The organism is Flavobacterium sp. Root935 (assembly GCF_001429295.1).
Taxonomy (GTDB): domain Bacteria; phylum Bacteroidota; class Bacteroidia; order Flavobacteriales; family Flavobacteriaceae; genus Flavobacterium.
Genome location: NZ_LMJL01000008.1, coordinates 18,385 through 43,022, shown reverse-complemented (window position 1 = coordinate 43,022; position 24,638 = coordinate 18,385). Strand labels below are relative to the sequence as shown.

At 35.1% G+C, this 24,638-nt stretch carries 17 protein-coding genes; 9 read left to right on the top strand and 8 right to left on the bottom strand.

All coding sequences use genetic code 11. The features are described from left to right. Positions 1-695: 695 nt before the first annotated feature. From ASE40_RS05850 to ASE40_RS05820, 7 genes are read right to left on the bottom strand one after another with little or no spacing between them, the layout of a single operon-like run. A complete protein-coding gene (locus ASE40_RS05850; protein WP_057116033.1) occupies positions 696-1,232 on the bottom strand; it encodes a 4'-phosphopantetheinyl transferase superfamily protein in 537 nt (178 codons plus the stop codon). Further along, the gene (locus tag ASE40_RS05845) at positions 1,229-1,483 is read right to left on the bottom strand and encodes an acyl carrier protein (RefSeq protein ID WP_057116032.1); all 255 of its coding nucleotides are present in this window, start codon (positions 1,481-1,483) and stop codon (positions 1,229-1,231) included. The genes ASE40_RS05850 and ASE40_RS05845 overlap by 4 nt, the downstream gene beginning before the upstream one ends. 4 nt (positions 1,484-1,487) lie before the next feature. After that, complete coding sequence (locus ASE40_RS05840) at positions 1,488-2,762, bottom strand: beta-ketoacyl-[acyl-carrier-protein] synthase family protein (RefSeq protein WP_057116031.1); 1,275 nt, start codon at positions 2,760-2,762, stop codon at positions 1,488-1,490. Further along, entirely contained in the window at positions 2,759-3,196 is a 438-nt protein-coding gene (locus tag ASE40_RS05835) for a 3-hydroxyacyl-ACP dehydratase FabZ family protein (RefSeq protein ID WP_057116030.1), read from the bottom strand. Before ASE40_RS05835 ends, ASE40_RS05840 begins: the two co-directional genes overlap by 4 nt. Positions 3,197-3,210: 14 nt before the next feature. Beyond that, complete coding sequence (locus ASE40_RS05830) at positions 3,211-4,263, bottom strand: type III polyketide synthase (RefSeq protein ID WP_057116971.1); 1,053 nt, start codon at positions 4,261-4,263, stop codon at positions 3,211-3,213. After that, positions 4,260-4,973, bottom strand: coding sequence for a methyltransferase domain-containing protein (locus ASE40_RS05825; protein ID WP_057116029.1), 714 nt, complete (start codon positions 4,971-4,973; stop codon positions 4,260-4,262). The genes ASE40_RS05830 and ASE40_RS05825 overlap by 4 nt, the downstream gene beginning before the upstream one ends. Beyond that, positions 4,974-6,101 (bottom strand): NAD(P)/FAD-dependent oxidoreductase, encoded by a 1,128-nt coding sequence (locus ASE40_RS05820; protein ID WP_057116028.1) that lies wholly within the window; start codon positions 6,099-6,101, stop codon positions 4,974-4,976. 310 nt (positions 6,102-6,411) lie between these two features. Between ASE40_RS05820 and ASE40_RS05815 the strand changes: the two genes are divergently transcribed. From ASE40_RS05815 to ASE40_RS05785, 7 genes are all read left to right on the top strand, one after another. Continuing rightward, entirely contained in the window at positions 6,412-7,014 is a 603-nt protein-coding gene (locus ASE40_RS05815) for an RNA polymerase sigma-70 factor (RefSeq protein ID WP_057116027.1), read from the top strand. A gap of 92 nt (positions 7,015-7,106) precedes the next feature. Then, the gene (locus ASE40_RS05810; RefSeq protein WP_057116026.1) at positions 7,107-8,312 is read left to right on the top strand and encodes a FecR family protein; all 1,206 of its coding nucleotides are present in this window, start codon (positions 7,107-7,109) and stop codon (positions 8,310-8,312) included. A 101-nt stretch (positions 8,313-8,413) separates the two neighbouring features. Continuing rightward, the gene (locus tag ASE40_RS05805) at positions 8,414-12,004 is read left to right on the top strand and encodes a SusC/RagA family TonB-linked outer membrane protein (protein WP_057116025.1); all 3,591 of its coding nucleotides are present in this window, start codon (positions 8,414-8,416) and stop codon (positions 12,002-12,004) included. A 10-nt stretch (positions 12,005-12,014) separates the two neighbouring features. Further along, entirely contained in the window at positions 12,015-13,412 is a 1,398-nt protein-coding gene (locus ASE40_RS05800) for a RagB/SusD family nutrient uptake outer membrane protein (RefSeq protein ID WP_057116970.1), read from the top strand. A gap of 60 nt (positions 13,413-13,472) precedes the next feature. Next, complete coding sequence (locus tag ASE40_RS05795) at positions 13,473-15,479, top strand: TlpA family protein disulfide reductase (RefSeq protein WP_057116024.1); 2,007 nt, start codon at positions 13,473-13,475, stop codon at positions 15,477-15,479. Further along, positions 15,479-16,894, top strand: coding sequence for an alpha/beta fold hydrolase (locus ASE40_RS05790; RefSeq protein ID WP_057116023.1), 1,416 nt, complete (start codon positions 15,479-15,481; stop codon positions 16,892-16,894). The genes ASE40_RS05795 and ASE40_RS05790 overlap by 1 nt, the downstream gene beginning before the upstream one ends. Positions 16,895-16,996: 102 nt before the next feature. Then, positions 16,997-19,069 carry a protein-disulfide reductase DsbD family protein gene (locus ASE40_RS05785; protein ID WP_057116969.1) on the top strand — a complete coding sequence of 691 codons (2,073 nt, stop codon included), beginning with the start codon at positions 16,997-16,999 and terminating at the stop codon, positions 19,067-19,069. 180 nt (positions 19,070-19,249) lie between these two features. On the opposite strand, the gene ASE40_RS05780 is transcribed toward ASE40_RS05785, so the two are convergent. Beyond that, positions 19,250-20,518, bottom strand: coding sequence for a helix-turn-helix domain-containing protein (locus ASE40_RS05780; protein ID WP_206742872.1), 1,269 nt, complete (start codon positions 20,516-20,518; stop codon positions 19,250-19,252). A gap of 917 nt (positions 20,519-21,435) precedes the next feature. Here ASE40_RS05780 and ASE40_RS05775 point away from each other — a divergent pair. Both ASE40_RS05775 and ASE40_RS05770 read left to right on the top strand, forming a co-directional pair. Continuing rightward, positions 21,436-22,140, top strand: coding sequence for a hypothetical protein (locus ASE40_RS05775; protein WP_057116021.1), 705 nt, complete (start codon positions 21,436-21,438; stop codon positions 22,138-22,140). A gap of 10 nt (positions 22,141-22,150) precedes the next feature. Beyond that, the coding region (locus ASE40_RS05770; RefSeq protein WP_082586759.1) for an Ig-like domain-containing protein at positions 22,151-24,638 on the top strand (2,488 nt) is incomplete at its 3' end.

The window sequence follows — 24,638 nt, the reverse complement described above, 5'->3', positions numbered from 1 at the left end:
CCATTATTCTTTATATGTCCTGTATTGCGTATAACGCATTATAACCAAACTTACTAAAATAATTCTTACGTGTAGCTGCATTGTTTAATGTTTAACTAAATCTTTTCTTACAAGAAATAATTTAGAAAAAGCCTTCTTAAAATTGTTAAAAACAAGGGTGACCATCTGAATCTATCAGCCTCCTCGTAAAATTAAAAATTGAAAAAGTAGATGAAACGTACTTAAAAGAATTGACTAAATAAAGAGTCAGAATGTTAGAGTAATGTTGATTTTGGACTACATGCGATCGACAATAGCAACAAAATTATCTGGTAGAGATAATGGTAGAAGAGCTTAGTAATAGTTCTATCCTTATAACATTACAACTATCAGTTCAGACAAGGTTTGATAGTATTGGGAACAAAACGATAGATGAGTTCTTAGCCGTTATAATATTAATTGCACAGAGGTGGAACTGCATGGCGAATCCTGAGAAGCAAAGGGTAAATAAGGGATAATTGTTGATTTATATATGCACATAAATCAAAAAATGAAAAAAGTACTTTTTTGAAATAAATTTCAACAACGGATTTGCACTTTGAAAACTGGTGTTCAATGTCACTGGTTTTTACGTACTATTTTTTAGAAAAGAAGATGTACAAAACAGCTAATTTATTTTACGAATTCTGAAAAAAAGAAACAAACGAAATTCAAAATCAATAGGCTTTATTGAAGAGATTACTCTCTTGCTTATGAATATTTATAGTTATCACTTTTTCAAATCGGCCGTGATGGCTTACTGAGACATCCTGAAACCTATTTTCTAAAGAAACAAAATAAGGAATATTATTTCTGTCTTTAAAAATTGATTTCTTTTCAATCTCTATCACACGGTTGAGGTTATCTAAAACGCAGGCTGCAATAGTATGAATGTAGTCTTTCGAAAGAAATGTTTTAGTGTAGTATGTGTTTTCGGAACAAGTAACTTTTCCTCTTATAAAATTATGGTTTTGTGATTCTATAAAGCAGGAAAGTTTTTTAGGAATATATTCCCTTATTTTTGTTTTGCGATTATAGACTTTATAAGCAGCTTCTTTCATGCTCCAAAGTATCCAAATCATGCTTTCCGGATCTAAAGAATCTGCAATTAGCAACTGTTCTTCGGGAGTAAAAATTTTTTCTACATAACCCTTGCGCCGCCAATTGCTTTCCTTACGGGATTGCAAAATATCTATTACATCATTGCCAATCATTTTTCTGCCAGTTTGGTTTCTATGATTTCTACCGCAGTTTTAACATCCAGCATTCGCTCCATATCGGTGTTATCAATAACAACATCAAAAGCTTCTTCAATATCAAGAACGATGTCAACCAGATTAGCCGAATTGATACTCAAATCATTAATGAAGTCAGTATTTTCAGTTAGGTTATCGTATGCTTCTGTATTTGTGGTATAAGGCTTTATAATTACTTTTAGTTTGGCGATAAGTTCTTCTTTGTTCATATATTTATTTTTGAAATTTTTTTAAAATTATACAAGCATTTACATCGCCAAAACCAAAACTTGCTTTGGCAATTATTTCAGGATTTATATTAATCGTTTTTGAAGGCACTTTTGAGGAATCAATAAGCGCCGTAATTTCCGGATGAAGGTCTTCGCAATTGGTATTTCCAAAAACAAAACCTTCATGAAGCTGCAATACTGTGGCGACACTTTCGATACTTCCGGCTGCGCTTAGACAATGTCCGGTCATGCTTTTTAAGGAATTGATATACGGAAAGTTAGTGCCCTTTCTGTTTAGTGCTTTTGTCCAGTTTTCAATTTCAAAACTGTCCTTTGTAGTGGCGGTAAGATGTCCGTTTATGGCGTCAATAGCATCAGCAGAAATACCAGAATTTTCAATTGCAGTTGTAATACATCGCTGTACTGCTGTGCCGTTGGGAGCTGTCATACTTCCGTTACCGCGCTGTCCTCCTGAGTTTACACTTCCGCCTAATATTTCGGCATAAATAGTTGCGCCGCGTTTTAAAGCAGTTTCTAAATCTTCTATTACTAATGCCCCGGCGCCGCTTCCGGGTACAAATCCTGCAGCCGTGGCACTCATAGGTCGTGAACCTTGTTCCGGATTATCATTATATTTTGAACTGCAGACACGTAAGGCATCAAAACCCGCCCAAATATAAGGACCACTGTCGCCTGTACTTCCTGCCAGTATGCGATTTGCCTGTCCGGATTGTATGCGATCATAGGCCATCATTATAGCCTCTGTACCAGTTGCGCAGGCAGATGAGTTGGTGGTAACCTGATTTCCGAGTCCTAACTTTCCACCCAAATAGGCACTTATGCCGCTGTTCATGGTTTGTGCTACAACAGTGCTGCCTAACCTTCGCACCTGTAATTCGTCTATTTTATAAATGCTTTCGCGGAATTTATCGATACCAGATGTTCCAGAGCCAAAAATAGTACCGCTGTCCCAATCGGGCTCTTCATTAATTTCTATTGATAATCCCGCATTTTCCCAGGCTTCCATACCTGCAATTACACCATATAAAATGCCCGTGCTGTTAAAACCGCGAAGTTCCAGTTCTGTAAAATATTGTGATTTAAGTTCTTCAGATATTTGAGGCTGACCAGCAATCTGACAAGAGAACTGCAATTCCTGTAGCTGTGCATCATGCCGAATTCCAGATATTCCGTTTTTTATGGAATGACTAAACGCTTCAATTCCAACTCCGTTGGGAGCCGCAACGCCTAATCCTGTTATCACAACTCGCTTCTTCATAATTTATTAGTAATCATACCAGCCAAAATACCTTTACAGACTTCTTGTCCGGCTTCGTTTTTCATAATGACATCACACTTCAGTTTTCCAAATCTGAAAAATGATTTTTGAGAAGTTACCGTTACTTTCTCATTTGGATATACGGGCTTTAAAAACTGCATATCGGCAGAGGTAAAAGCAATTACTGTATCTTTATTAAAACTATCACCGAGCAGGTAAATGCCAAGGCAAACCATACCAATCTGCGCCATGGTTTCTGTCAGGATTACACCTGGAGTTACAGGATTATCTTTAAAATGACCTTTGTAAAAATCAAGGTTTTCATTAAAAGTATAAGTTCCGGTAACGCTATTTTCATCAACATGAAGCAGTTCGTCAACAAACAAAAAAGGTTTGCTGTAAGGTAACTGCGCTATAATATCTTGTGCTTTCATTATTTATGTTCTAATTACCATTGCAATAAAACCCTTTGTGCTGAAAATCCCGGACCAAAACTAAGCATCAAACCTTTTTCTCCTGATTTTGGATTTCCGTCCATAATTCGTTCTAAAACATATAATACAGTTGCGCTTGACATATTGCCGTATTGTTTGAGAACTTCTTTAGTATCATCAATATTTTTTCCCAAGCCAGCGAAAAGAATTTCAACTGTGTTTACAATTTTTTTGCCACCAGGATGAAATATCATGTGGTCAATGTCTTTGATTTCTAAATTATTTTTCTCCAAAAATGGGTGAATAATAGCACCAAAATGCGATGCAATCGTGTCAGGAACTTCGATATCCAAAACCATCTGTAAGCCTGTATTGGTCAGTTTAAATCCCATCATGTGTTCTGCTTCATAAAAATGATACATTTCTTCGCTCAAAATTTCCGGGCCATAATCTTCTTCATAAGAAGAAAGTAAACAACAGGCAGCTCCATCTCCAAAAATAGCCGCGCTTACAATATTCGGCATCGAAAAATCATCAAGCTGAAATGTTGCTGTTGGTGATTCTACAGCTATAACTGCTGCACGTTTTCCGGGATTAGCTTTCAGAAAGTTTTTGGCGTAAATAATACCGGATATTCCAGCAGCGCAACCCATTTCTGTAACAGGAAGACGGATAATATCCTGTCTCAAATTCATTTTATTGATGAGGTAGGCATCCAATGACGGAATCATTATACCGGTACAGCTTACAGTAATGATATAATCAAGCGTCTGCGGATCCCACTTTGCTTTTTCCAGTGCTTTCTGCAGCACCTGCTCGCCTAAAATTATAACTTCACGAGTGTAAATATCATTTTTTTCTTCAAATGATGTTGCAGTAAAAACTTCAGTAGGATCCATTATAGAATAACGTTTGTCAACGGCAGCACCTTCGAATATCTTTTTTATTTTTTTTATAAAACGTTCGTCTTGTCCGTGAAGCCAGCCCTCCAGCATTGGAATTATATCGGCCGTTTCACGTGAATATTGTGGCAGCTGCTTGGCAGCAGTAACTATTTTTACACTCATTTTTTCGTAATTATCCACTGGTAGCGGAAAGCCCATTTCCAGTTTATGGTATAGTTTTTTAAATTTGTTTTTTTAGAGAATTCTTCCAGTTCTTTCTTTCTAAATCCTCTTAAAATTGATACCAGTCCATCTTCGCGCGACATTCTGTTCAGATTAAAAATAAAACAGATCAGTTCAAAAAGACGGTATGCTGTTTTACTTCGATGCAGGTCATTGATAATGATTCCAGCTTCGGCATTCTTATTAAAGATAGTAATTATATTTAATATTTCCTCATTTGAAAAGTGGTGCAGGGTAAGGGTGCATAGAACAATATCATACTTAAAAGCTTTAAAATCTTCACTAAAAATATCCATGCATTTATAGTCAATATTTGAATATTCTGTCGATAATGTTTTGGCATAATTTACAGTAAATTCATTGGCATCTACTCCGATAAGTTGTAAATTAAGATTGTTTTTTTGACCGAATTTTGCCAGCATGCGCAGCATATCACCATTTCCACAGCCAATATCAGCTATTGTAATTGTTTTAGTCGTTTCGAGCTTTTTTACTAATCTTTTTACACCGTGAAGCGTAACTTTATTCCCGCCGAGTAATTGATTAATGTTTGCAATTTGATCAAGTGCCGCCCTTAATTCTTCTCCCTGAAGAGAAAAATCATCCATTATTTCGGTTTCTTGCGTTCTGTATTTGGTATTTATGGACATTTAATTAATTGCTATAGGTTTTCCGTGTGTTTGTTTAATTATTCCTTTCAAAAGAGCAGGAAATGATGCTGCGATTGTAATGAACAAATTGGTAATCGTTTTATAGGTTAAGATGCGGGCCAGGATTCTTCCCATAAATAATCTTTTTCCAAAGTGTTTCTTCCATTCTTTGGTGTATTTTTTTTCTAATTCTTCGCGGGAAAGTGATTCATTCGAAAAATATTCTACAACCAATTCTGATGCTATTTTTGCGCTGTGAATTGCCATCGCCATTCCGTTGCCGCACAGCGGATGAATAAGTCCTGCCGTATCGCCAATCATGATAATATGATTTTCTACAGCCTTTTTTTTCTCAAAAGAAATCTGGCTTATGGTAAGCGGTTTATCAAAAACAAGTTTGCTGTTTTCAAAAATGGATTTTAGATGTTTGTTTTTATAAAGTACATGTTGCTGGTAATCCTCAATATTTTTATATTGTTTAAAAGTCGCGTAATCTGCCAGATAACAGATATTTATGAGATTGTTCTCTACTTTAGAAACGCCGCAATAACCGCCTTTAAAGTTGTGAAGCGCTACAAGATCATTATCAAGATTACCCGAATAATGTGCTTTTACAGCCAGCCACGGTGATTTTTTATGAAAGAAGTTCCGATCTAAAACCTGGTCTATATTGGAACGTTTGCCAAAAGCGCCCAAAACAATTTTAGCCGTTAAAATTTGATTTGAAGTAGTAACGGTAAACATATCATTACTAAAAGAAACATCAGTAACATTTTCTTTAAAGATAGTGCAGTGGCTGGCTAATGCTTTATGATATAGGAAATCGTCAAGTGCATACCTGCTGATTCCAAATCCTCCTAACGGAAGTTCTGCTTTTGCTATTTTGCCGTTATTGGCAGTAAATTCAAATTTAGAGATGTCTGTAGGATGAAGCTCTGAAACATCGGCGCCAAGCCAAACCAGATAAGGTAAAATCTCATTTGAAATATATTCGCCACAAACCTTATGTCTGGGGTAACTTGATTTTTCAAGCAGAGTTATTTTCAAATTCTTTTGTGATAGATGTATAGCCGCTGTTAAACCAGCTAGTCCGCCGCCAATAATTAATACATCTGAATTTGTTTTCATAATTACCAATTTAGGCATTAAATATGAAACAACATAACCTTTATTAGATATATTTTTGCACTCTAACTACATCCAAAGATTTCATTTCTGTAATAAGTTTATGAGACAAAAGGGGGCAATAATGAAACATTTTAACAAAACTAAAAATCATATGTTTTTTATTATTTATATTCAAACACTCAAAGATGATACAGCATTAAACTGTAAATACTAAATTGTAACTCTTTATTAGATTAATCTCGTAAAAAGTGTTTATTTTCCTGCTTTTTTGCAATGATTTTAGGTATTTTGTATCAATTGGTTTTAGATATTGCAGTTTTGTTTATTAAAAATATATATTTGCTACAATAAAAGCAGAAAAGAAATTAATCCACAGCAGCAACATATTAAAATTGACGAGGAATACTATAAGGAACTTTTTTATTCCTTATATCCAAGACTTGTAAGCTATAGTTTCAAATATTTGAAGGATAAATTTGAAGCAGAAGAAGTAGTTGAAAATGTCATGCTGCAATTATGGGAGGACCGTTTGAAATTTGAAAAAGTGGATGATGTGAAATCGTATATCTATAAAATGGTCAAAAGCGGTTCTCTAGGAGTCTTAAAAGAACAGCAAAAAAAGGTTAAGCTTGAGGATGAAGCTTCTGATAATGCGCTTGAATTTGATTTTAATATTCTCGAAGAGGAAGTTTATGCTGTCCTGATCACTGCCTTAGATTCTCTACCTGAAAAATGTAAAGAAGTTTTTGAACTTTCGTGTTTAGAAGGAATGAAATATAAAGATATTGCACTCCAGCTTAATATTTCTATAAACACTGTCAAATCACAACGTTCACGTGCTATTGAATTGTTAAAGACAAAACTTACAAATTACCCAGAACTACTGTTTTTTTTATTTTTTTTGAAAATTTAACTTAAATCTTTCCACCCTTTTTTAGTGTTTGGTACTCTTAGTTATATAACATTTACTTAAAGTGTTAATAATAGATACTTAATATTAAAAATATGTCTTTAGAAAAAAAAGAATTTCTAATCGCTGATCTTATAAGAAAAGAGCTTTCTGAGGGCGGTTTATCTACGGCAGAAAATGCTGTACTGCAGCAATGGCTTTCGGTGCCGGAAAATCAGCAGTATTATCAAAAGCTGATTCGCTTTGAAACCTTAAAATCCAAAGAGGCATTTTACAACAGTATTGATACAGATGCCGCTTTTGCAAGAGTCAGAGAAAAGATCAGGCAGGATCATACACCTGTAATTTCATTTTTCAACTACAGACAGTTTCTACAATACGCAGCAGTTTTTGTAGTCCTGCTTGGACTTGCTGCTGTATTTATTTTTAGAAATAGTGAAATCAATCCAAAAAATGAAGTAGTAGTTCGAAGCATTGCTCCAGTATACCATAACCCAACTTTGGTTTTGGCAGATGGGACAGTTGTTTCCTTAGAACCAAAAAAGGAAAAAATTGTTTCTAAAAATGGTGTGATCTCTAATGTAAATAGTGTTTTGGTTTATGATGCCAAAGATTTAAACGGAACAACTTCAACGGGGGATAATACTTTAATAGTTCCTGTGGGCGGTATCTATGCCGTAAACCTTTCGGACGGCACAAAGGTTTGGTTAAATTCAAAATCATCCTTGAAATATCCAGTTGAATTCAGCTCAGATAAAAGAATAGTAACTCTTGAAGGAGAAGCTTATTTTGAAGTAGCTAAAAATCCACACAGTCCATTTATTGTAAAAACAAAGTCAGGTAATGTAACAGTATTAGGAACACATTTTAATGTGAGTTCTTATAAAGAAGATCAATTATTTGCAGCAACTCTGGCAGAAGGGAAAGTTAAGGTTTCAGGTATTTCCACTGAATCAGAAAAGACGTCTGTTGTTTTAACACCAGGACAGCAGGCAAGAATATATCATAAAAATGAAGAAATCAAAGTAGCAGATGTAGATCCTGCGGCTTACACGGCATGGAAAGACGGCAGATTTTATTTTGAAAACGAAAGCCTGAAAAGCATTTTGACCAAGATGTCCAGATGGTACAACTTTAATGTCAAGTTTGAGAATAAATCCTTGGAGCAGATCAAGTTTACGGGTGTTGTTTTAAAACAAGAACCTATAGACCGCCTTCTGGATATTATCAGTAAAACATCGAATGTGAATTATAAAATAACCAAAATAAACCAAAACTATGAAGTAACCGTAACTAAGTAAATAAAAAAAACCGGAAAATATTGCGAGTATTTCCCGGCGAGTATTTGTTCAGTCGAAAAAAAGAAGTCAAAATCTATTAACCAACCAAAACATTTAAAAGTATGAAAAAAAACCTATCCGCAAAAGATTGTGGGGTAAAATCCGCTCTTTGGGATAAATTTCTTGCCATTATGAAGAAATCCCTAATATTATCAATATTTTTTACCCATATAGTCGCTTTCGCTTATGCGCAGAAAGTCACTATTAAGGCAAGAAACCAATCTGTATCGGCTGTTTTAAAAACTATTACCCGCAAGACCAATGTGGAATTCTTCTATAGCGATGATGTCTTTGATGCACAGAGAAGAGTTGATATAGCTGTCAATAATGCCGATGTTATGGCAGTAATTAAACAATTAATTGGTGAGGGTTATAAGGCAGAATTTGTAAACAGCAAACTGATTGTTATTGCACTAAACCCAAAAGTAAAGACAGTCCAAACTTCTGTAATGGAAGAAAAAGTAAAAATTAAGGGAGTTGTTACCAATTCAAAAAAAGAATATTTAATTGGTGCAACTGTCTGGGTAAAAGGCACAAAAGATGGTGCTGTTACCAACTTTGACGGCTCGTATGAAATCATGGCCAAAAAAGGTGATGTACTGATTTTTGAGTATATGGGTTATAAAAAACTAGAAGTTATAGTTTCTGACAGTTTGATTATCAATCCCATCATGCTAGAAGATATAAGTAAATTAGATGAAGTAAAAATCATTTCTACAGGTTATCAAAATATTGATAAAGAACGTTCTACAGGTTCTTTTGCTGTAATTACGGCAAAAGATTTAGAAAAAGTTCCGGTTAATAACGTATTACACAGATTAGAAGGCCAGGTTGCGGGTTTGCAGCTGGATATTCAGGATTCAGACAATACTTTTGTGTATCAAAATAAATTTGGCAGTAATCAGGGAAAATTTAGCTATAATGTTGCCATTAGAGGAAAATCTACTTTTGATTCTTTTGGAACTAATTCAATGCCATTAGTTGTGCTTGATGGTACACCTACAGAATTGGATATCAGAACGATAAATCCAAATGATATTGAAAAAATTACTTTTCTAAAAGATGCAGCTGCAGCTTCTATTTATGGTGCAAGAGCGGCAAATGGGGTTATGGTAATTAATACTAAAAAAGGAAAACAAGGACAAACCAGAATTAATTTTTCTCAAAATTATAGTTTCTCTAACAAACCTTCTTTATCAAAATTACCCCTGATGAATTCGTCTCAGGTTTTAAATTTAGAGCAGGAATTTGTAGATAAAAATCTGGTTACAGATCCGGCAAGTGTAACCTACATGCTTACTACGCCGGTCAGCCAGGGAATGGATTTAATGTTTCAGTACAAACGCGGGCAGATCACACAGGCTCAGAGAGATGCCGGGTTAGATGTTTTACGCGGTCGTAATACTTATGGTCAGGCAGAGCAGTATTTGCTGCAAGCTGCAACAAGCCAGAATTATGATTTGTCTTTTAGCGGAGCAGAAAATGATTATTCTTATTTCATGTCAGGTTCCTATTCTAAAGAGGAAACTCAGTCAAAAGGAAATAGCGGACAGCGTTTGACTTTACTGTCTAATCAGGATTTTAAGCTTTTTAATTATGTAAAAATGACAACCAGCTTAAGAGGGTCGATTTTTAAATACAATGATAATGCATTAGGACTTTCTCCATTAGGAACTTCACCAACAACTTTATTGCCTTACGATCAAATTGTTGGAGATAATGGTAATTCAGTTGATTATTACCGTCGTTATTATGCTGCACAAACAATTCCGTTGGAGCAAAAAGGATATCTGCCTTGGACGTACAATTACATCGATGAATTAAATAATATGGACAGAACAATGGATGAGCAGAACTTTGGAGCTACCATTTCTGCTACACTTCCTTTATTAAAAGGCTTAGATGCTGTTGGTACTTATTCTGTAGAAACTTCAACTTCATCAAGTGACAATATCTATAATGAAAATACCTATTACGCTCGTGATATGGTTAATTCTGCTACATCAATAAACAGTAGCGGTGATTTAGTATACGGAATTCCATTAGGAGGTATTTTTCAAAATAATACATTCGGAAAAATGAGTTCTACCATGAGAGGACAGCTAAATTATGACGGCATCATTGGTGAAGATCATTTGATTAATGCTATGGGAGGTATTGAAGCAAGAGAGACTGGTGAAACTCAGGATTCGAGAACACTTTATGGTTACAATTCAAAAACGCAGACTTCTGTAGATATCCCATCACAAAATTATGTAGACGTTAACGGATATAATTATACTCTAAGCAATGGTAATGTGCATAAAGATTTCCGCAGAAGATTTTTATCTTATTATGCAAATGCAGGTTATACATTCAAAAATAAATACACACTTACAGGAAGCGCAAGATTAGACGATTACAACAATTTTGGAGTAAGTAAAAAATTAAGAAGAACACCATTATGGTCTGCCGGAGCTAAATGGAATATTAAAGAAGAATCTTTTCTTAAAGACGTAAACTTAGTTAATAATTTAGCTTTCAGAGCGAGTTACGGATTTAACGGAAATATCAACTTAAATGTTTTCCCTTTTACAAACATAAGTTTAAGTGATTTAGATACTTTTTCACAGCAGCCTTATGCTTTTATCAGCCAGCCGGCAAACCCTAATTTGCGTTGGGAAAAAACAGCAATCTTAAATTTTGGATTGGATTTTTCGCTCTTAAACAGCAGATTAAATGGTACAATAGAATATTATAAAAAAGACAGTAAAGATTTAATTGTAGAATTCCCTGTATCACCATTTTATGGTGTATCAAATAATACGTTGGTACAAAATGCAGCAACTTTAGCAGGGCATGGAATCGATTTAAGTTTAAATGGAACCATCCTTAAAGCAAAAGATTTTTCATGGGATTCTGCTCTAGTAGTTTCTTTCAATAAGACAGAAGTTACAGATTCTCGTTTCCAAAACTACAGCCAGTATTTAAATGGTTCAGGAGGTACACCACCTATTGAAGGCTACCCGTTGAACAGTATTTTTGCTTTTAGGTCAGCAGGATTAGACGCAACTGGAAGAACTCAGGTATATGATAAAGATGGTAATATCGTAAATTCTTTTACTTCTCTAAAAGATATTGCGGACATGAAGTATATGGGAACTAACATTCCTTCGTATTACGGAAGTTTCAGCCAGACTTTCAATTATAAAAAATTGTCATTATATATTTTGGCAACTTACAAGTTTGATTATGTATTATTTAAACCAACTTATGGAGGTTACGTAAACAGACAGGGCAGATTTAATCAATACGATTTAAATACAGATATCGATCAAAGATGGAGAAATCCAGGAGACGAAGCGACAACTTCTGTACCAGGAATTCAGGGGTCAACAGGACTAAGTTATGTAAGATATATGTTTGCAGATGACAGAATTATTGAAGGAGATCATATCCGTTTCAGAGAACTTTCATTAAAATATGATTTGACAAGTCTGATTGACAGAGGAATTGTAAGAGGGGCTTCGGTAAATTTTACAGCTAGAAATCTTGGTTTCTTCTGGAGAAAAAATAAAGATGGTTTAGATCCTGACTTTTTACCTTATACAGGAGCTAATATGAAACTGCCTGCAACGGCGATTTATTCAATTGGTTTTAATGTTAATTTTTAATTTTTTAAAGATGAAAAAATATTTAAAATACATAGCAATTGCTGCAGCAGGAGTTCTTGTTTTAAGCTGTGATAATTATGTGGATATCAAAACAGAAGGGAAACTAATACCTGAAGAAACATCAAATTATAGATATCTTCTAAATAACAGTTCTACATTAGACAAAACTTATGGTAGTATAGATGTAGCATCAGATGATATTAGTTTTCAAAATGAAGCTCATACCACTGCATTAGCCGCTGCAGATTACCTTCGACCTTTTAGAAATTTGTATAAATGGTCTGATGTTGTCTATTTTGACGGTGAGACGGATTATGATATGAGTAATCTTTATAATGCATTATACACTGTTAATGTAGTTATCAATGAAGTAATGAAAAGTAAAAATGGAACGGAAGCCGAAAAAGCAGCCATAAAGGGTGAAGCAGAAGTACATCGTGCTTTTATTTTTCTAACGCTGGTGAATACTTTTGGAAAAGCGTATGATGCCAATACTTCGGCTACAGATCTGGGAATTGTTCTTTTTACAACACCAACTGTTTCAGATGACATTAAAAGAAGTTCTGTACAGGATGCTTACAATCTAATTCTTAGCGATCTTAATGATGCAGTAAATTCAGGATTAAAACCTGTAAATTCTGGCAACAATGTGGCCTTTCCATCCAGAGCAGCGGCATATGCACTTTTGGCGAGAACCTATTTGTATATGCGTAATTATCCGCTGGCTTTGGAAAATGCCGAAAAAGCACTAGCATTACAAAACACACTTAACAATCTGGAAGATTATGAATTTGCGGCTTATCCGTCAAGAAAACTTGATAAAGAATTGATTTTATCAAAATGGAATGGATATAGTTCTTACTCTTATGCACCGCAAATATTATCGTTAAGCAATGAGTTGATCAATTCGTTTGATACCAATGATTTACGCTACGTACTTTTTACACAGCCATCAAGCAGTTTTAATTCGGAATATACTTTAGGAAGAACATATTCTAAAGAAGGTTTGACAGGAGAAAGCAGAAACGCAGGCCCTACTGTACCTGAAATGATGCTGATAAAAGCAGAATGTCTGGCGAGAGCAGGTTCTGGCGATTTAGCAATTGCAGAAATAAATAAATTAAGACAAAAAAGATTCAGAGCTTCACAATACACTGCTATGACAGCAGCAGACAGTAAAGACGCTCTAATCAAAGTTTTAGCAGAAAGAAGGAGAGAGTTAATGGCAACTGGAGGCTTTAGATGGTTTGATTTAAAACGCTTAAACAAAGAACCCGAATTTGCCAAAACCATTACCCATGATTTTGCAGGACAAACCTTCACACTTGCCCCAAATAGTGATCGTTATCAAATGCCTTTTGCTCCAATTTATTTTGAATATGCTCCAAACTTACAACAGAATCCATAATTTATTTAATTAAAAATGTGCACTCGATTTTTTCGGGTGCACTAAATTCAAAAAAAGAAAATGAAAAAATTAAAACTGGTACTATTTTTTCTAAGTATCACAACAGGTTTATTGGCACAAGATGCAGCACCGATGCAGAAAATTGTTCTGTCTCCTGAACATCCAAATCCAGGAGATGAGATCACTATAACTTATAATGCCGCCGACGGACCGCTGGCCAATGCCATGTATGTAAATGGGGTAGTGTATACCTATGATAATTTTAAATGGATTACGAATGATATTACTTTAAAAGCTGCAGGAGATAAAAAATGGGAAGCCAAAATGAAACTTTCAGATCGTGCTTCGTTTATTAACTGCGTTTTCAAATCCGATACCATAGTTGACAGAGGACAAAGAATGCCTCACGCTTACATGTTTGCACAAGTTCCCGGAGCGTATACAGGCTGGGGAATTTTGAGAAGCAAGGCCTTTCAAAATGAAGTTCCAAATGTGGTAAGTGACAGCGCATACATTGCAGATCAGGTTGGTTTGATGTGGATCAACTATGAATTGCAATACCATCCCGAAAGCCGCAAAAAAGTTTTTTACTACGGATTAAAATTAAAACAACTTTCAACTGGTACCGATCAGTCTGCAGCTATCAAGAAAGAATTACGAGGTTTATTAGCCGAAAAAAATCTAGATAATACAACACAATATGATATTCAAAAGACATTGTATTTATTAGATAATTCGACAAATAAAGTATTTACAGATTCTGTTCAAAAGGTTTTAGTAACGAAATATCCTTTTGGTGTTTTAGCCAGAGACAAAGAAATTCAGGATATATTTAAAGAACCTGATTTTTCTAAAAAAGTAAAATCATATGATGAATTCAATAAAAACTTTCCGCAAAGCAAATTTGAAGATGTTTATACTGATGTAGAAAGTTTGTATTATGATAAAATGATTAAATCAATCGTTTATGGCTATATCGTAAATAATAAGGATTACAATTATGCTCTTAACAGTGTAAAATCAGTTTCTTTTACAAATTTATTGGACTATCACTGGCACTTAGTATCAATTCCTTTTGACAGAGATCACGAAGGAACTGAAAAAGCTTCTATAGAAACTTTAAAAAAGTATGCAGATATTTTTATGGGAGAAATGGAAAACAGATTAACCTATGTTCCAAAAATGTTTGCTGGAAAATTATCTTTGAAAGAATGGCAGGAGCAGGCTTTACAAATGATGGCAAGAGAATATTTTACTTATGCTAAATTGGCTGAAGCAACAAAAAACTATGATGTAGAAGAAAAATATATGGCAAAAATTAAACCTTTATACGGTTATAATGATGCTGTATACAATGAGGTATATACCAGAATGCTGTTACGAAAAGGACAAACCGCCGATGCTAAAAATTATATGGCACTTGCAGTAAAACAAAATCAGGTAACACCACAGATGCTGGCTTCTTTAAAAGAAATTTACCTAAAAGAAGGTGGTGCGGCTGCAGGATTTGAGGCTTACTTAGAATCTTTAAAATCTTTAAGCAATATTGAACAACATAAGAAGAAAGTAATTTCAGAATTGATAAACCTTCCAATTGCAGGTTTTGATTTAGAAAGCAGCAAAGGCGGCAGAGTAAAACTATCTGATCAAAAAGGAAAAATCGTAGTACTTGATTTCTGGGCAATGTGGTGCGGACCATGTAAAAATGCTATGCCGGGAATGCAGATGGCAGTTGAAAAATACAAAAAAGATGCGAACGTAAAATTCTATTTTGTAGATACGCAGGAATATATAAAGGATTATAAAGAGCAGACCCAGGCATTTATCAAAGAAAAAGGATTTGATTTTAATATACTGTATGATGGAAAAAATCCTAAAATAGGAAAGTTAGATCTAGTATATGAGCAGTACTCGAAAGCATTTAAATTTTCTGGTATTCCAGAGAAAATGATTATTGATGCCGATGGAAAATTACGCTGGATGTCAAACGGATATTTTGGAAGCCCAAGCGAATTGGTAGATGAAATTTCAATTATTGTTGAGTACTTAAAGTCAGAGAAAAAATAATGAAAGGATTATTTAATTTAAAGAAAACAAACCTTCTTTTAAGATCGTTAATTTTCTTGATGATGACCAGCCAGTATAGTTTTGCACAAACTATCTGGCAGGGCCAGCATCATTCGTACCGTATTATTTTATCGGGAAATATTGACAGCTACCAAACAGATTCGCTGAGTGTCAGTATTCCTGAATTAGATATCAATAAAAAAGTAGTTACTGAAATAAAAGGAGACAGCCTGTCTTTTAAAAATGAGATGTATGGTTTCTCTTTTAAAGGAAAGTATAACCCAGAGAAAACGGCTATTTCAGGAATCTTTAATTATTACTCCATTCCAAATACAGCAGTTGTTTTAAAAAAGGAAAAAGAAATACAGCCTTTGTTTTTTGCGCAGCATCCTAAAAAGCCATATCCGTATCAGGTTATTGATATGACTTTTCTAGGAAAAAGCACCAAACTAACCTATGGAGCAACCTTAACAATTCCGCAGGATAAAAAGAAATATCCTCTGGCGATTTTAATTTCTGGAACTGGACAGCATGACCGAAACTACACCTATATGGGCAGGGAATTTTTTACCGTCCTGGCTGATGAACTCGCCAGAAAAGGAATTGCTTCTCTGCGTGTTGATGACAGGGGAATAGGTAAGACGTCGGGCGATTTTAAAAATGCAACAACAGGAGATTTTGCCGATGATGTTGATGCGCAGATTGCATACTTAAAAAGTGATAAAAATATTGATGCTTCTCATATTGGATTAATCGGCCACAGCGAAGGCGGTATGATTGCCTCCATTGTGAGTGCTAGAAATAAAAATGTAAAGTTTATGGTAAGTTTATCAGGTGTTGCAGTAAGCGGACTTGAAATGCTGAACCTGCAAAACACGGCAATTCTCAAAAATTATGGTTTTTCAGACAAAGTAGTGAATAAACAAATGGAAATGTATAACATCATGTTTAAAGCCGTTTATGATACAAAACCAACAGATTCTGTAACACCGGTACTGCAGCTAAAACTGGACCAGTGGCTCAAAACACAGGATTCGACTACTCTAAAAGAGATTCATATGTGGGGCGGACGCGAGAAAGATTTTATATACCGTTACGGTAAAGATGCAGAACGCAGATGGTACCGTTACTCGATTCATTACGATCCCAAGGATTATCTGCCAAAAATTGAAATTCCAGTTTTAGCTGTAAATGGAGATAAAGATATTCAGGTTCCGGCACAGGAAAATCTGCAAAGTTTTAAAAAATACCTCAAAAGCAGCGACGTCACAGCCAAAATCTATCCAGATCTAAATCATATGTATCAGCACTGCATAACCTGCAAGCAGAGTGAAAGTAAAGAAATCGATGAGGTTTTTGCCCCCGAAGTTTTGCAGGACATCTCTAAGTGGATTCTGTCAAGGTATAAAAAATAATGATCTAATAAACATTTCTCCCGCCATTGTCAGGATTTGAAATTTAACAATGGCTGCGGAGGATTGAAAGCTGCACAAGGCAATTCTAAATATTCCAATAACATGAAAAAAATATTTCTTTTTATCGCAATTTTTTTTGCGGTAAGTAACCTTACTGCCCAAATTTACGATCCAGTTTCGTTTACTTCTTCCGTAAAAGAAATTGGAGAGAACAAATATACCCTAATCATAACGGCCAAGATCGATAAAGGCTGGCATATTTATTCTCAGAATGTGCCAAAAGGCGGCCCGGCACCCACAAGTTTTACTTTTCCTAAATCGAAAAATTTTAAAACTATTGGAGCTGTTGTTGAGCCAGAGGGACATGAGGTAGATGATCCGGTTTTTCAAATGAGGATTAAATACTTTGCAGACAAAGCAGTTTTTACCCAAGATATAGAACGAAAATCTGCAGATGCTTTTACCATCAATGCCAGCATATTTTTTATGGTCTGCAATGATAACAGCTGCCTGCCTCCAACCGATAAGGAAGTTAAATTCACATTCAAAAAATCAAATCTGCCGTTTCAAAACAATGAAACTTCAGCATTAAGTACAGTTCAAAAAAATACCGATTCGCCTGCCACAGATGAATCTACTGCTAAACAGGATACCACAAACAACACAACAGATTCTGTTTCTATTGCCAGCACAGACATTCCTAAAAACGTAGATAATACGGACCAAAAAGCTTCAACAGGAAAAACTGCCCCTGATGAAAGCTTATGGACATTATTTTTCTTCAGCTTTTTAGGAGGTCTTGCGGCTTTGTTTACGCCCTGCGTATTTCCAATGATCCCTATGACAGTAAGTTTCTTTACCAAACAAAGTAAAAATAAAGCTGCAGGAATTAAAAATGCAGTGATGTATGGTATTTTTATTATCGTGATTTATGTGATTTTGGGAAGTCTGGTTACAGCCATTTTCGGTGCAGATGCCCTGAATGCTTTAGCTACAAATGTTGTTTTTAATATCGTATTCTTTCTTCTCCTACTGGTTTTTGCGTTATCATTTTTAGGAGCTTTTGAAATTGTACTGCCAAGTTCATGGCTGACCAAAATCGATCAGAAATCAGAAATTGGTGGTATTCTTGGTATTTTCTTTATGGCATTGGCTTTGGCTGTAGTTTCATTTTCATGTACGGGACCAATTGTCGGAACATTACTAGTACAGGCAGCAAGCCAGGCGGGAATTGCACCAATTGTCGGAATGCTTGGTTTTTCATTAGCAATTGCATTGCCATTTGCCTTATTTGCAGCATTTCCAGGATGGATGAACTCGCTTCCCAAATCGGGAGGCTGGCTGAACTCTGTAAAAGTAGTTTTAGGCTTTTTAGAATTGGCTCTAGCCCTTAAATTCTTATCTAATGCTGATTTAGTTTTGCAGCTGCATTTATTAGAAAGAGAAGTATTCCTTGCAATTTGGATTGCTATTTTTACTGTATTGGCTTTTTATTTGTTCGGGAAAATCCAATTATCGCATGATACACCTGTAACTCATATTTCTGTTGGAAGATTGAGCTTAGGAATTATCGTATTGTCCTTTGTCGTTTATATGATTCCAGGGCTCTGGGGAGCGCCTTTACAGTATATCAGCGGATTTCCTCCGGCAAAGCAATACAGCGAATCACCAAATGGTTTTGGAAATACAGTAACGCAAAACACAGAAAAAGCAGCTTTACCAGAAGGCGCGGAAAGTGGTCCAAACGGAATTCCGACTTTTCATGATTATCAGCAGGGTTTAGCTTACGCCAAAAAAGTAAACAAACCCATAATGATTGACTTTACAGGATATGCCTGCGTAAACTGCCGTAAGATGGAAGAACGGGTCTGGCCGGATCCTAAAGTCTTGAATGTTTTAAATAATGATGTTGTTTTGATTTCCTTGTATGTAGATGACAAAAGACCGCTTCCAGTGGAAGAGCAGGTTGTTTCTAAAATTACTGGTAAAGTCTTGAAATACACAGGACAGAAATGGAGTGAACTGCAGATTTTAAAATATAAAACCAATGCGCAGCCTTACTACGTTTTAATGGATCATAAAGAAAATGATCTTAACAAACCCTCTGCTTATAATCCAGATATTAACGGCTACTATGAGTGGCTGCAGCAAGGGATTAGGAATTTCAAAAAATAAATCTGACTGCAAAAAGTATATAACTGTAGCATAAAATCGAAACCTTAACCGTTTAACGATCTAATTATAATAATTGGTTTTTCATTCATTATTATTTTAGAAGTATTTGAATTAGTAAGCTTGTACACTATTTGAAAAACCTAAAAGAGCTGTTTTGCCAACAGCTCTTTTTAATTTAATTTATTTTTTCTCTTCATTTTCTTTTTGCAGATATGTAATGAAGTTCATTGGAGAAACTCCAGTTACTTTTTTAAATGTAATTGTAAACCTGCTATGTGATGAAAAACCGCATTGATCGGCAAGATAACTAATTTTATATTTTAGGTAGTTTTCATCATTTTTTAATCGGTCGATGATATAATTTATTCGCAGTTCATTGATGTAGCTAGCAAAATCTTTTGCTTTATGCTTGTTGATTACATAAGATAAATAGCGTTGGTTAATATTAAGTTCGGCAGCAACAGAATTTAGTGAGATATCTTTATTAAGATAATAGTGTGACTTTTTAAGCTCTTGTAATCCGTTTAAAATACTATTTTCAGTTGCTTCGGACATATATTCCCTTGAGGTATCTTTTTTAGCAGTTACTGCTTTCAATACTTCTTGATCGTTTTCTTCATTTAATGTAGCCGCCGCATTTTTATCAATAAAATTTTTAAATTTTTTATAATCTTGTTTTCTTCTATAGAAATAGATTCCTATGGTAAGTAAAACAATGCAGATACATATCCCAATAATAATATAGGTGCTTTTTTTGTAATTGGACTGATTTATTGACTGCTTTTTATGAAGGGTTTTAATTAAATCATCTGCAATAATTTTGCGATTGTACTCATCATCCTTCGTCAGTTTTACATTCCTTTCATTGTATTCAATATATTTTTGATTATCTGTTTTTTTATAAAATTCCATTAAAGAGGTATATACTTCCTGTTTAAGTGTGAAAAAATTAGAAGCCTCTGCTATTTCTTCAGCCTTTTGATAATTCAGGAGCGCCTTGGGATAATCTCCTATTGCAGTATAAACGCTGGCAAATCCATTATATATAAAACCTTTTAACGGGCTTTGCGATGACTGGGATGCTTCAAGTTCCTTATATGCCTTTTGATAATAAGTGAGAGAGGAGTCAGTTTTATTCAACAGCAGGAAATTTTTAGCTATCATTTCATCGTTTACAGCGGTCTGAAAATTGACATCAATACTTGCACCTGCTTTTTTAAACAATTGATTTCCTGCTTTAAGATTTGATATTGCTTTTGAATAATTTAAAGCATACATCTCATAATAGGCAAGTTCCTGTGATAAATTCCCCTGAAATTTATACATCTCGTTTTTATCCTTTATTTTTCTGCTGACAGCCACTGCTTTCTGGAGATGAATTTTTCCTATACTGTAAATTTCATTTTCTCTGTAGAGAGTTGATAGGAAGCCATTTATTCGTGCCTGCATTGTATAATTTTGATCAATCAGCCCAAGACTGTCAGCTCGTTTTAATGAAGAAATTGCTTCATTGCGTAACCCATATTGGCGCAGAATAGTAGCCTTTAACATGCAGGCTTTAATTCTTTCTAAATTATTTTGCGAAATTTTATACAGATAGTCAGTATTATGCAAGGCTTTCTTTGGGTTCGAGCTCAATAAAACCTGAGCCGTTTCCGAGAAAACCTTATCGTATTTTGAATTTTGGGAATAAGTGAAAGAATTAAAAATAGTAAGAATAGTAAATATGAAAAAAGATTTTAGGTGCATATAAATTAGTAATGTAAATATTAAATAATTAGGCTAATAGCAATAGTATTATTTGTTTTAACAGCTGTTTTAAGAATTTTAGAAGAATTTTAGAAGAATTTTTGAAATCTACTTTTTACAATTATCCTTGAGATTTTGATTCTGTTATTGAAAGATATTTATACTAGTAGATTTAAAAATACAGCAATGTTCTAAAGTAGTCAAAATTATAATAAGTTAGTCAATTCTAGGCATTATTCACAAGATTAAATCTTTACGTTATAAATAATTTTGTGGAATAGTTTTGAGTGGGAAAAACAAACTTTTTCGACTGTACTACTTTTATTCTCTTGATTGAGCGTTCAAGCTTTATCAATTAACTAAAAAATGAGAAGCAGCATCTTTGCTTTGAATGCATTTGTCAGTAATTCTATATACTCACAGCTCTTATTGCTTCAAAAAGAACTTTACAATGTGCTTTTTTAATGTTCTGTAAACGAGCTTTATATGTTTTTTTTCAGCATAGAATGTTTTTCTTTTTACGTAATAGATAAAGTGCCGGCCTAATTTGGCCCGATGTAGATATTTATTTTCGCACCCGGTTAGCGAAAAGCTATCGTAACTAAATTTTTCATTTTATGACATCGACTAATTACTGGAATTCATTCAGCTTCAAAAACGAAAAACTCTTAATTTATTTTTTATTGTACAGCTTGTTTTTTAGTTACAAGACTACAGCTCAAAACAATCTAAGTACAGTTTCTGAACAGTTTTATAAAACAATTTCTTTTGATGAAAAAATTGATTTTGGAAATGTTGATTCAGCCGCAAATTGGACAATTACAAATTCTAAAGGCAATAGCAGTAATTTTTTAAATGGCAGTGAAATCAATAATTACCAGTTTAAACAACCTGGTATATACGAAGTAAGCTTTCAGGAAAACGCAAAACATGACGGAGAATGTGATCATGCGGTTTTTCCAAAAAAATTTCGTGTTAAGGTAGAGCCTGTAAAGCTGTCTTTTGATTTTTCAAAAGTCAAATTCTCTCAAAAGCTTGAAAGGGGAAAAAATTATTCAGATTTAATAATCAGTGTTCCTGCAGAAATTATATCAATAGATAATTCAATTACCCAATTACCAGCTCCAAAGATGTCAGTTGCCGGAATAGGCGTATTGCTTAACGCAGAGCCAGTTGAAAAGGAGATTATTTTGACAGCTAAAAATCAAATACTCAAATATAAGGTTTCAGGAACTATAAACAATGAAACGTATTTAATGTTTGATTTTTATGACTTCAATAATGAAGTAAAGACCTATAATCTGCCACAGAAAATAAAATAACCGATTACTTATGATAAAAAACTACTTTAATTTTAAAAAAATATTGGACTTAAAAAACACACTATATCTACTTGTTGTGTTTTTTGCTGGCATTGAGCTCTCAAACGCTCAATGTGCTACGCCTATAGCTGGCTGTTCCAATACAGACTTATCGAATTTTGGAGCAGCGTCAAATAACAATGCTACTACTATAGAATATGATAACTTTGTTTCGAGCTGGCATACTACCATTGTAAGAACCTCTGACGGATCTTTTCAGACTTGGGGTGAAACAATTTCCAATACAGGCGCAAACCAGTTAGCACCTGTAACTATTAACAGAACTAATTTTCCTGCGTTATCAGCAGGGGCAGTTCCTTTAAAAGCAGCATTAGGAAGTACTTCTTCTAATAATGTTCAAGGGATACTTTTAGCGACAGATGGTTTGTATGCTTGGTCAAAACCAGGAATGGTGCTCGATGCATCGCTTACTACCAGTGCTGTTTTTCAAAAGCTTACTATAGGCGGAAATACTAATGGTCTTCCGGCTGGTGTAGCACCTGGTGATGTTAAGATGATGTTTGGAACTTACAAAACGCTTGCAATTACTACCTGCAGCGGCGATGTGTGGGTAATTTCACAAACTGCTGCCGTTAGGGGGAATGGAGCTTTGGGAAATAATACAACATGGTACAGAGTAAGGACTTCAGAGGCTGGTAATCCATTTTTGACTGATGTGGTGGCCTGCAGAGGTAATAATGACGGACTTATGGCATTGAAATCTGATGGGACTGTTTATGTATGGGGAGTGAATGTATTTTTAGGAAACAGCACTGTTGCTGCAACTCAAAACTATGCCGCACCAATGAGCATTCCAGTTGGAATTACACCAAAAATGATTGGATCGACTGGTAATGGTACACTAAGATCACATTATATTTTAGCAACAGATGGAAGTTTATACGCGTTAGGTAATAACACTAACAGACAATTAGGAGACTGGTCTACTGCAACTGAAAGATTAGCTTGGGTTCAGCCGCGATATAACTCTTCGAGTACTGCACTTATGAATGATGTTAAATGGTTTAGCCCTCAAGAACATGATTCGCAGTATGCTGCTATAAACGTTTTAACCAACGGCAATAAAATATATGCCTTTGGTAACAGCAACGGTTCGTTACTTGGAATAGGAAGTGGTACAGCTAATAATCCTACAACTCCGGGAGGCCTTCTGAATTCAGATAATATATTGGCCGTTGAGACTGGAGGACATACTTCGATGCTGGTAAAAAGCTGTGAAACTAAGTTTGGATATGTAGGACATAGAATCAGCGGAAGTATGGGAGATGGTACTAGCAATAGTACTAATGAAACTAGTTATACTTTCGCAACAGCGAATGTGCAGATATGTGGTGCGGAATCCAATCCAGCTATCCAGCCGATTTCAACAGGAGGAGGACCAGATTCAAAATATTGTGTCGATGATCCTGTTTTATTAAATCCAACTCCGGCGGGAGGTACATTAAGTATTGTTAGTGGTCCTGGCAGCTTATCAGGAAATACTTTGAACTTTACTGCGGTAGGAACGGTTTCAGTTCAATATACTGTAACTACCTCGTGCGGCGGAACATCAGTTACAACTCGAAGTTTTGATGCAGCGCTTTGTCCTGCCGACCTTGAAATTACAAAAGTGGCAGATAATTCTATAGCAAGTGTTGGAAATACTGTGGTTTTTACCATTACAGCCAAAAATAATGGACCATATAAAGCTACGGGGGTAACTGTAAATGATGTACTCCCATCAGGATATAGTTTGGTTAGTGCGGTGCCTTCGTCAGGTACCTGGTCAGCACCCAATTGGACGATTGGTTCCCTTGCAAATGGTGAAAGCACTTCTTTATCAGTTACAACAACGGTAAATGCGACAGGATCATATAGTAATACTGCCAGTATTTCTGGAAATAACCCTGATGGTACTGCAGGAAATGATTCAGCAACTGCTGCACCTGTAGTTCAGGCAGATCTTTCGGTAACAAAATCAGTAAATAATGCTACTCCAAGTGTTGGATCAACAGTTACATTTACAATCACGGCTTCCAATGCAGGGCCAAGTACAGCAACAGGAGTTAATGTAACAGATGTTCTTCCATCAGGCTATACTTTTGTAAGTGCAACACCTTCAACAGGAACATGGTCAGCGCCAGATTGGAATATTGGAAATCTTGCCAATGGAGCCAGTACCACTCTTACAATGGAAGCAGTTGTGAAAAGTACAGGAATTTATGCTAATACAGCAAGTATTTCAGGTGAGGAGAGTGATGTGACTCTAGGTAATAATTCAGAAACGATTACGCCTACAATTAATAATGCTCCAGCAGCTGTAAAAGATATATATACAGTTGCAGAGGACAATACAGTTACTTTAACACCGCTTATCAACGACTCAGATATTGACGGCGATGCACTTTCTATTGTTTCAATCAACGGAACGGCATTAACAGGTTCAGCTCAGGTTATTG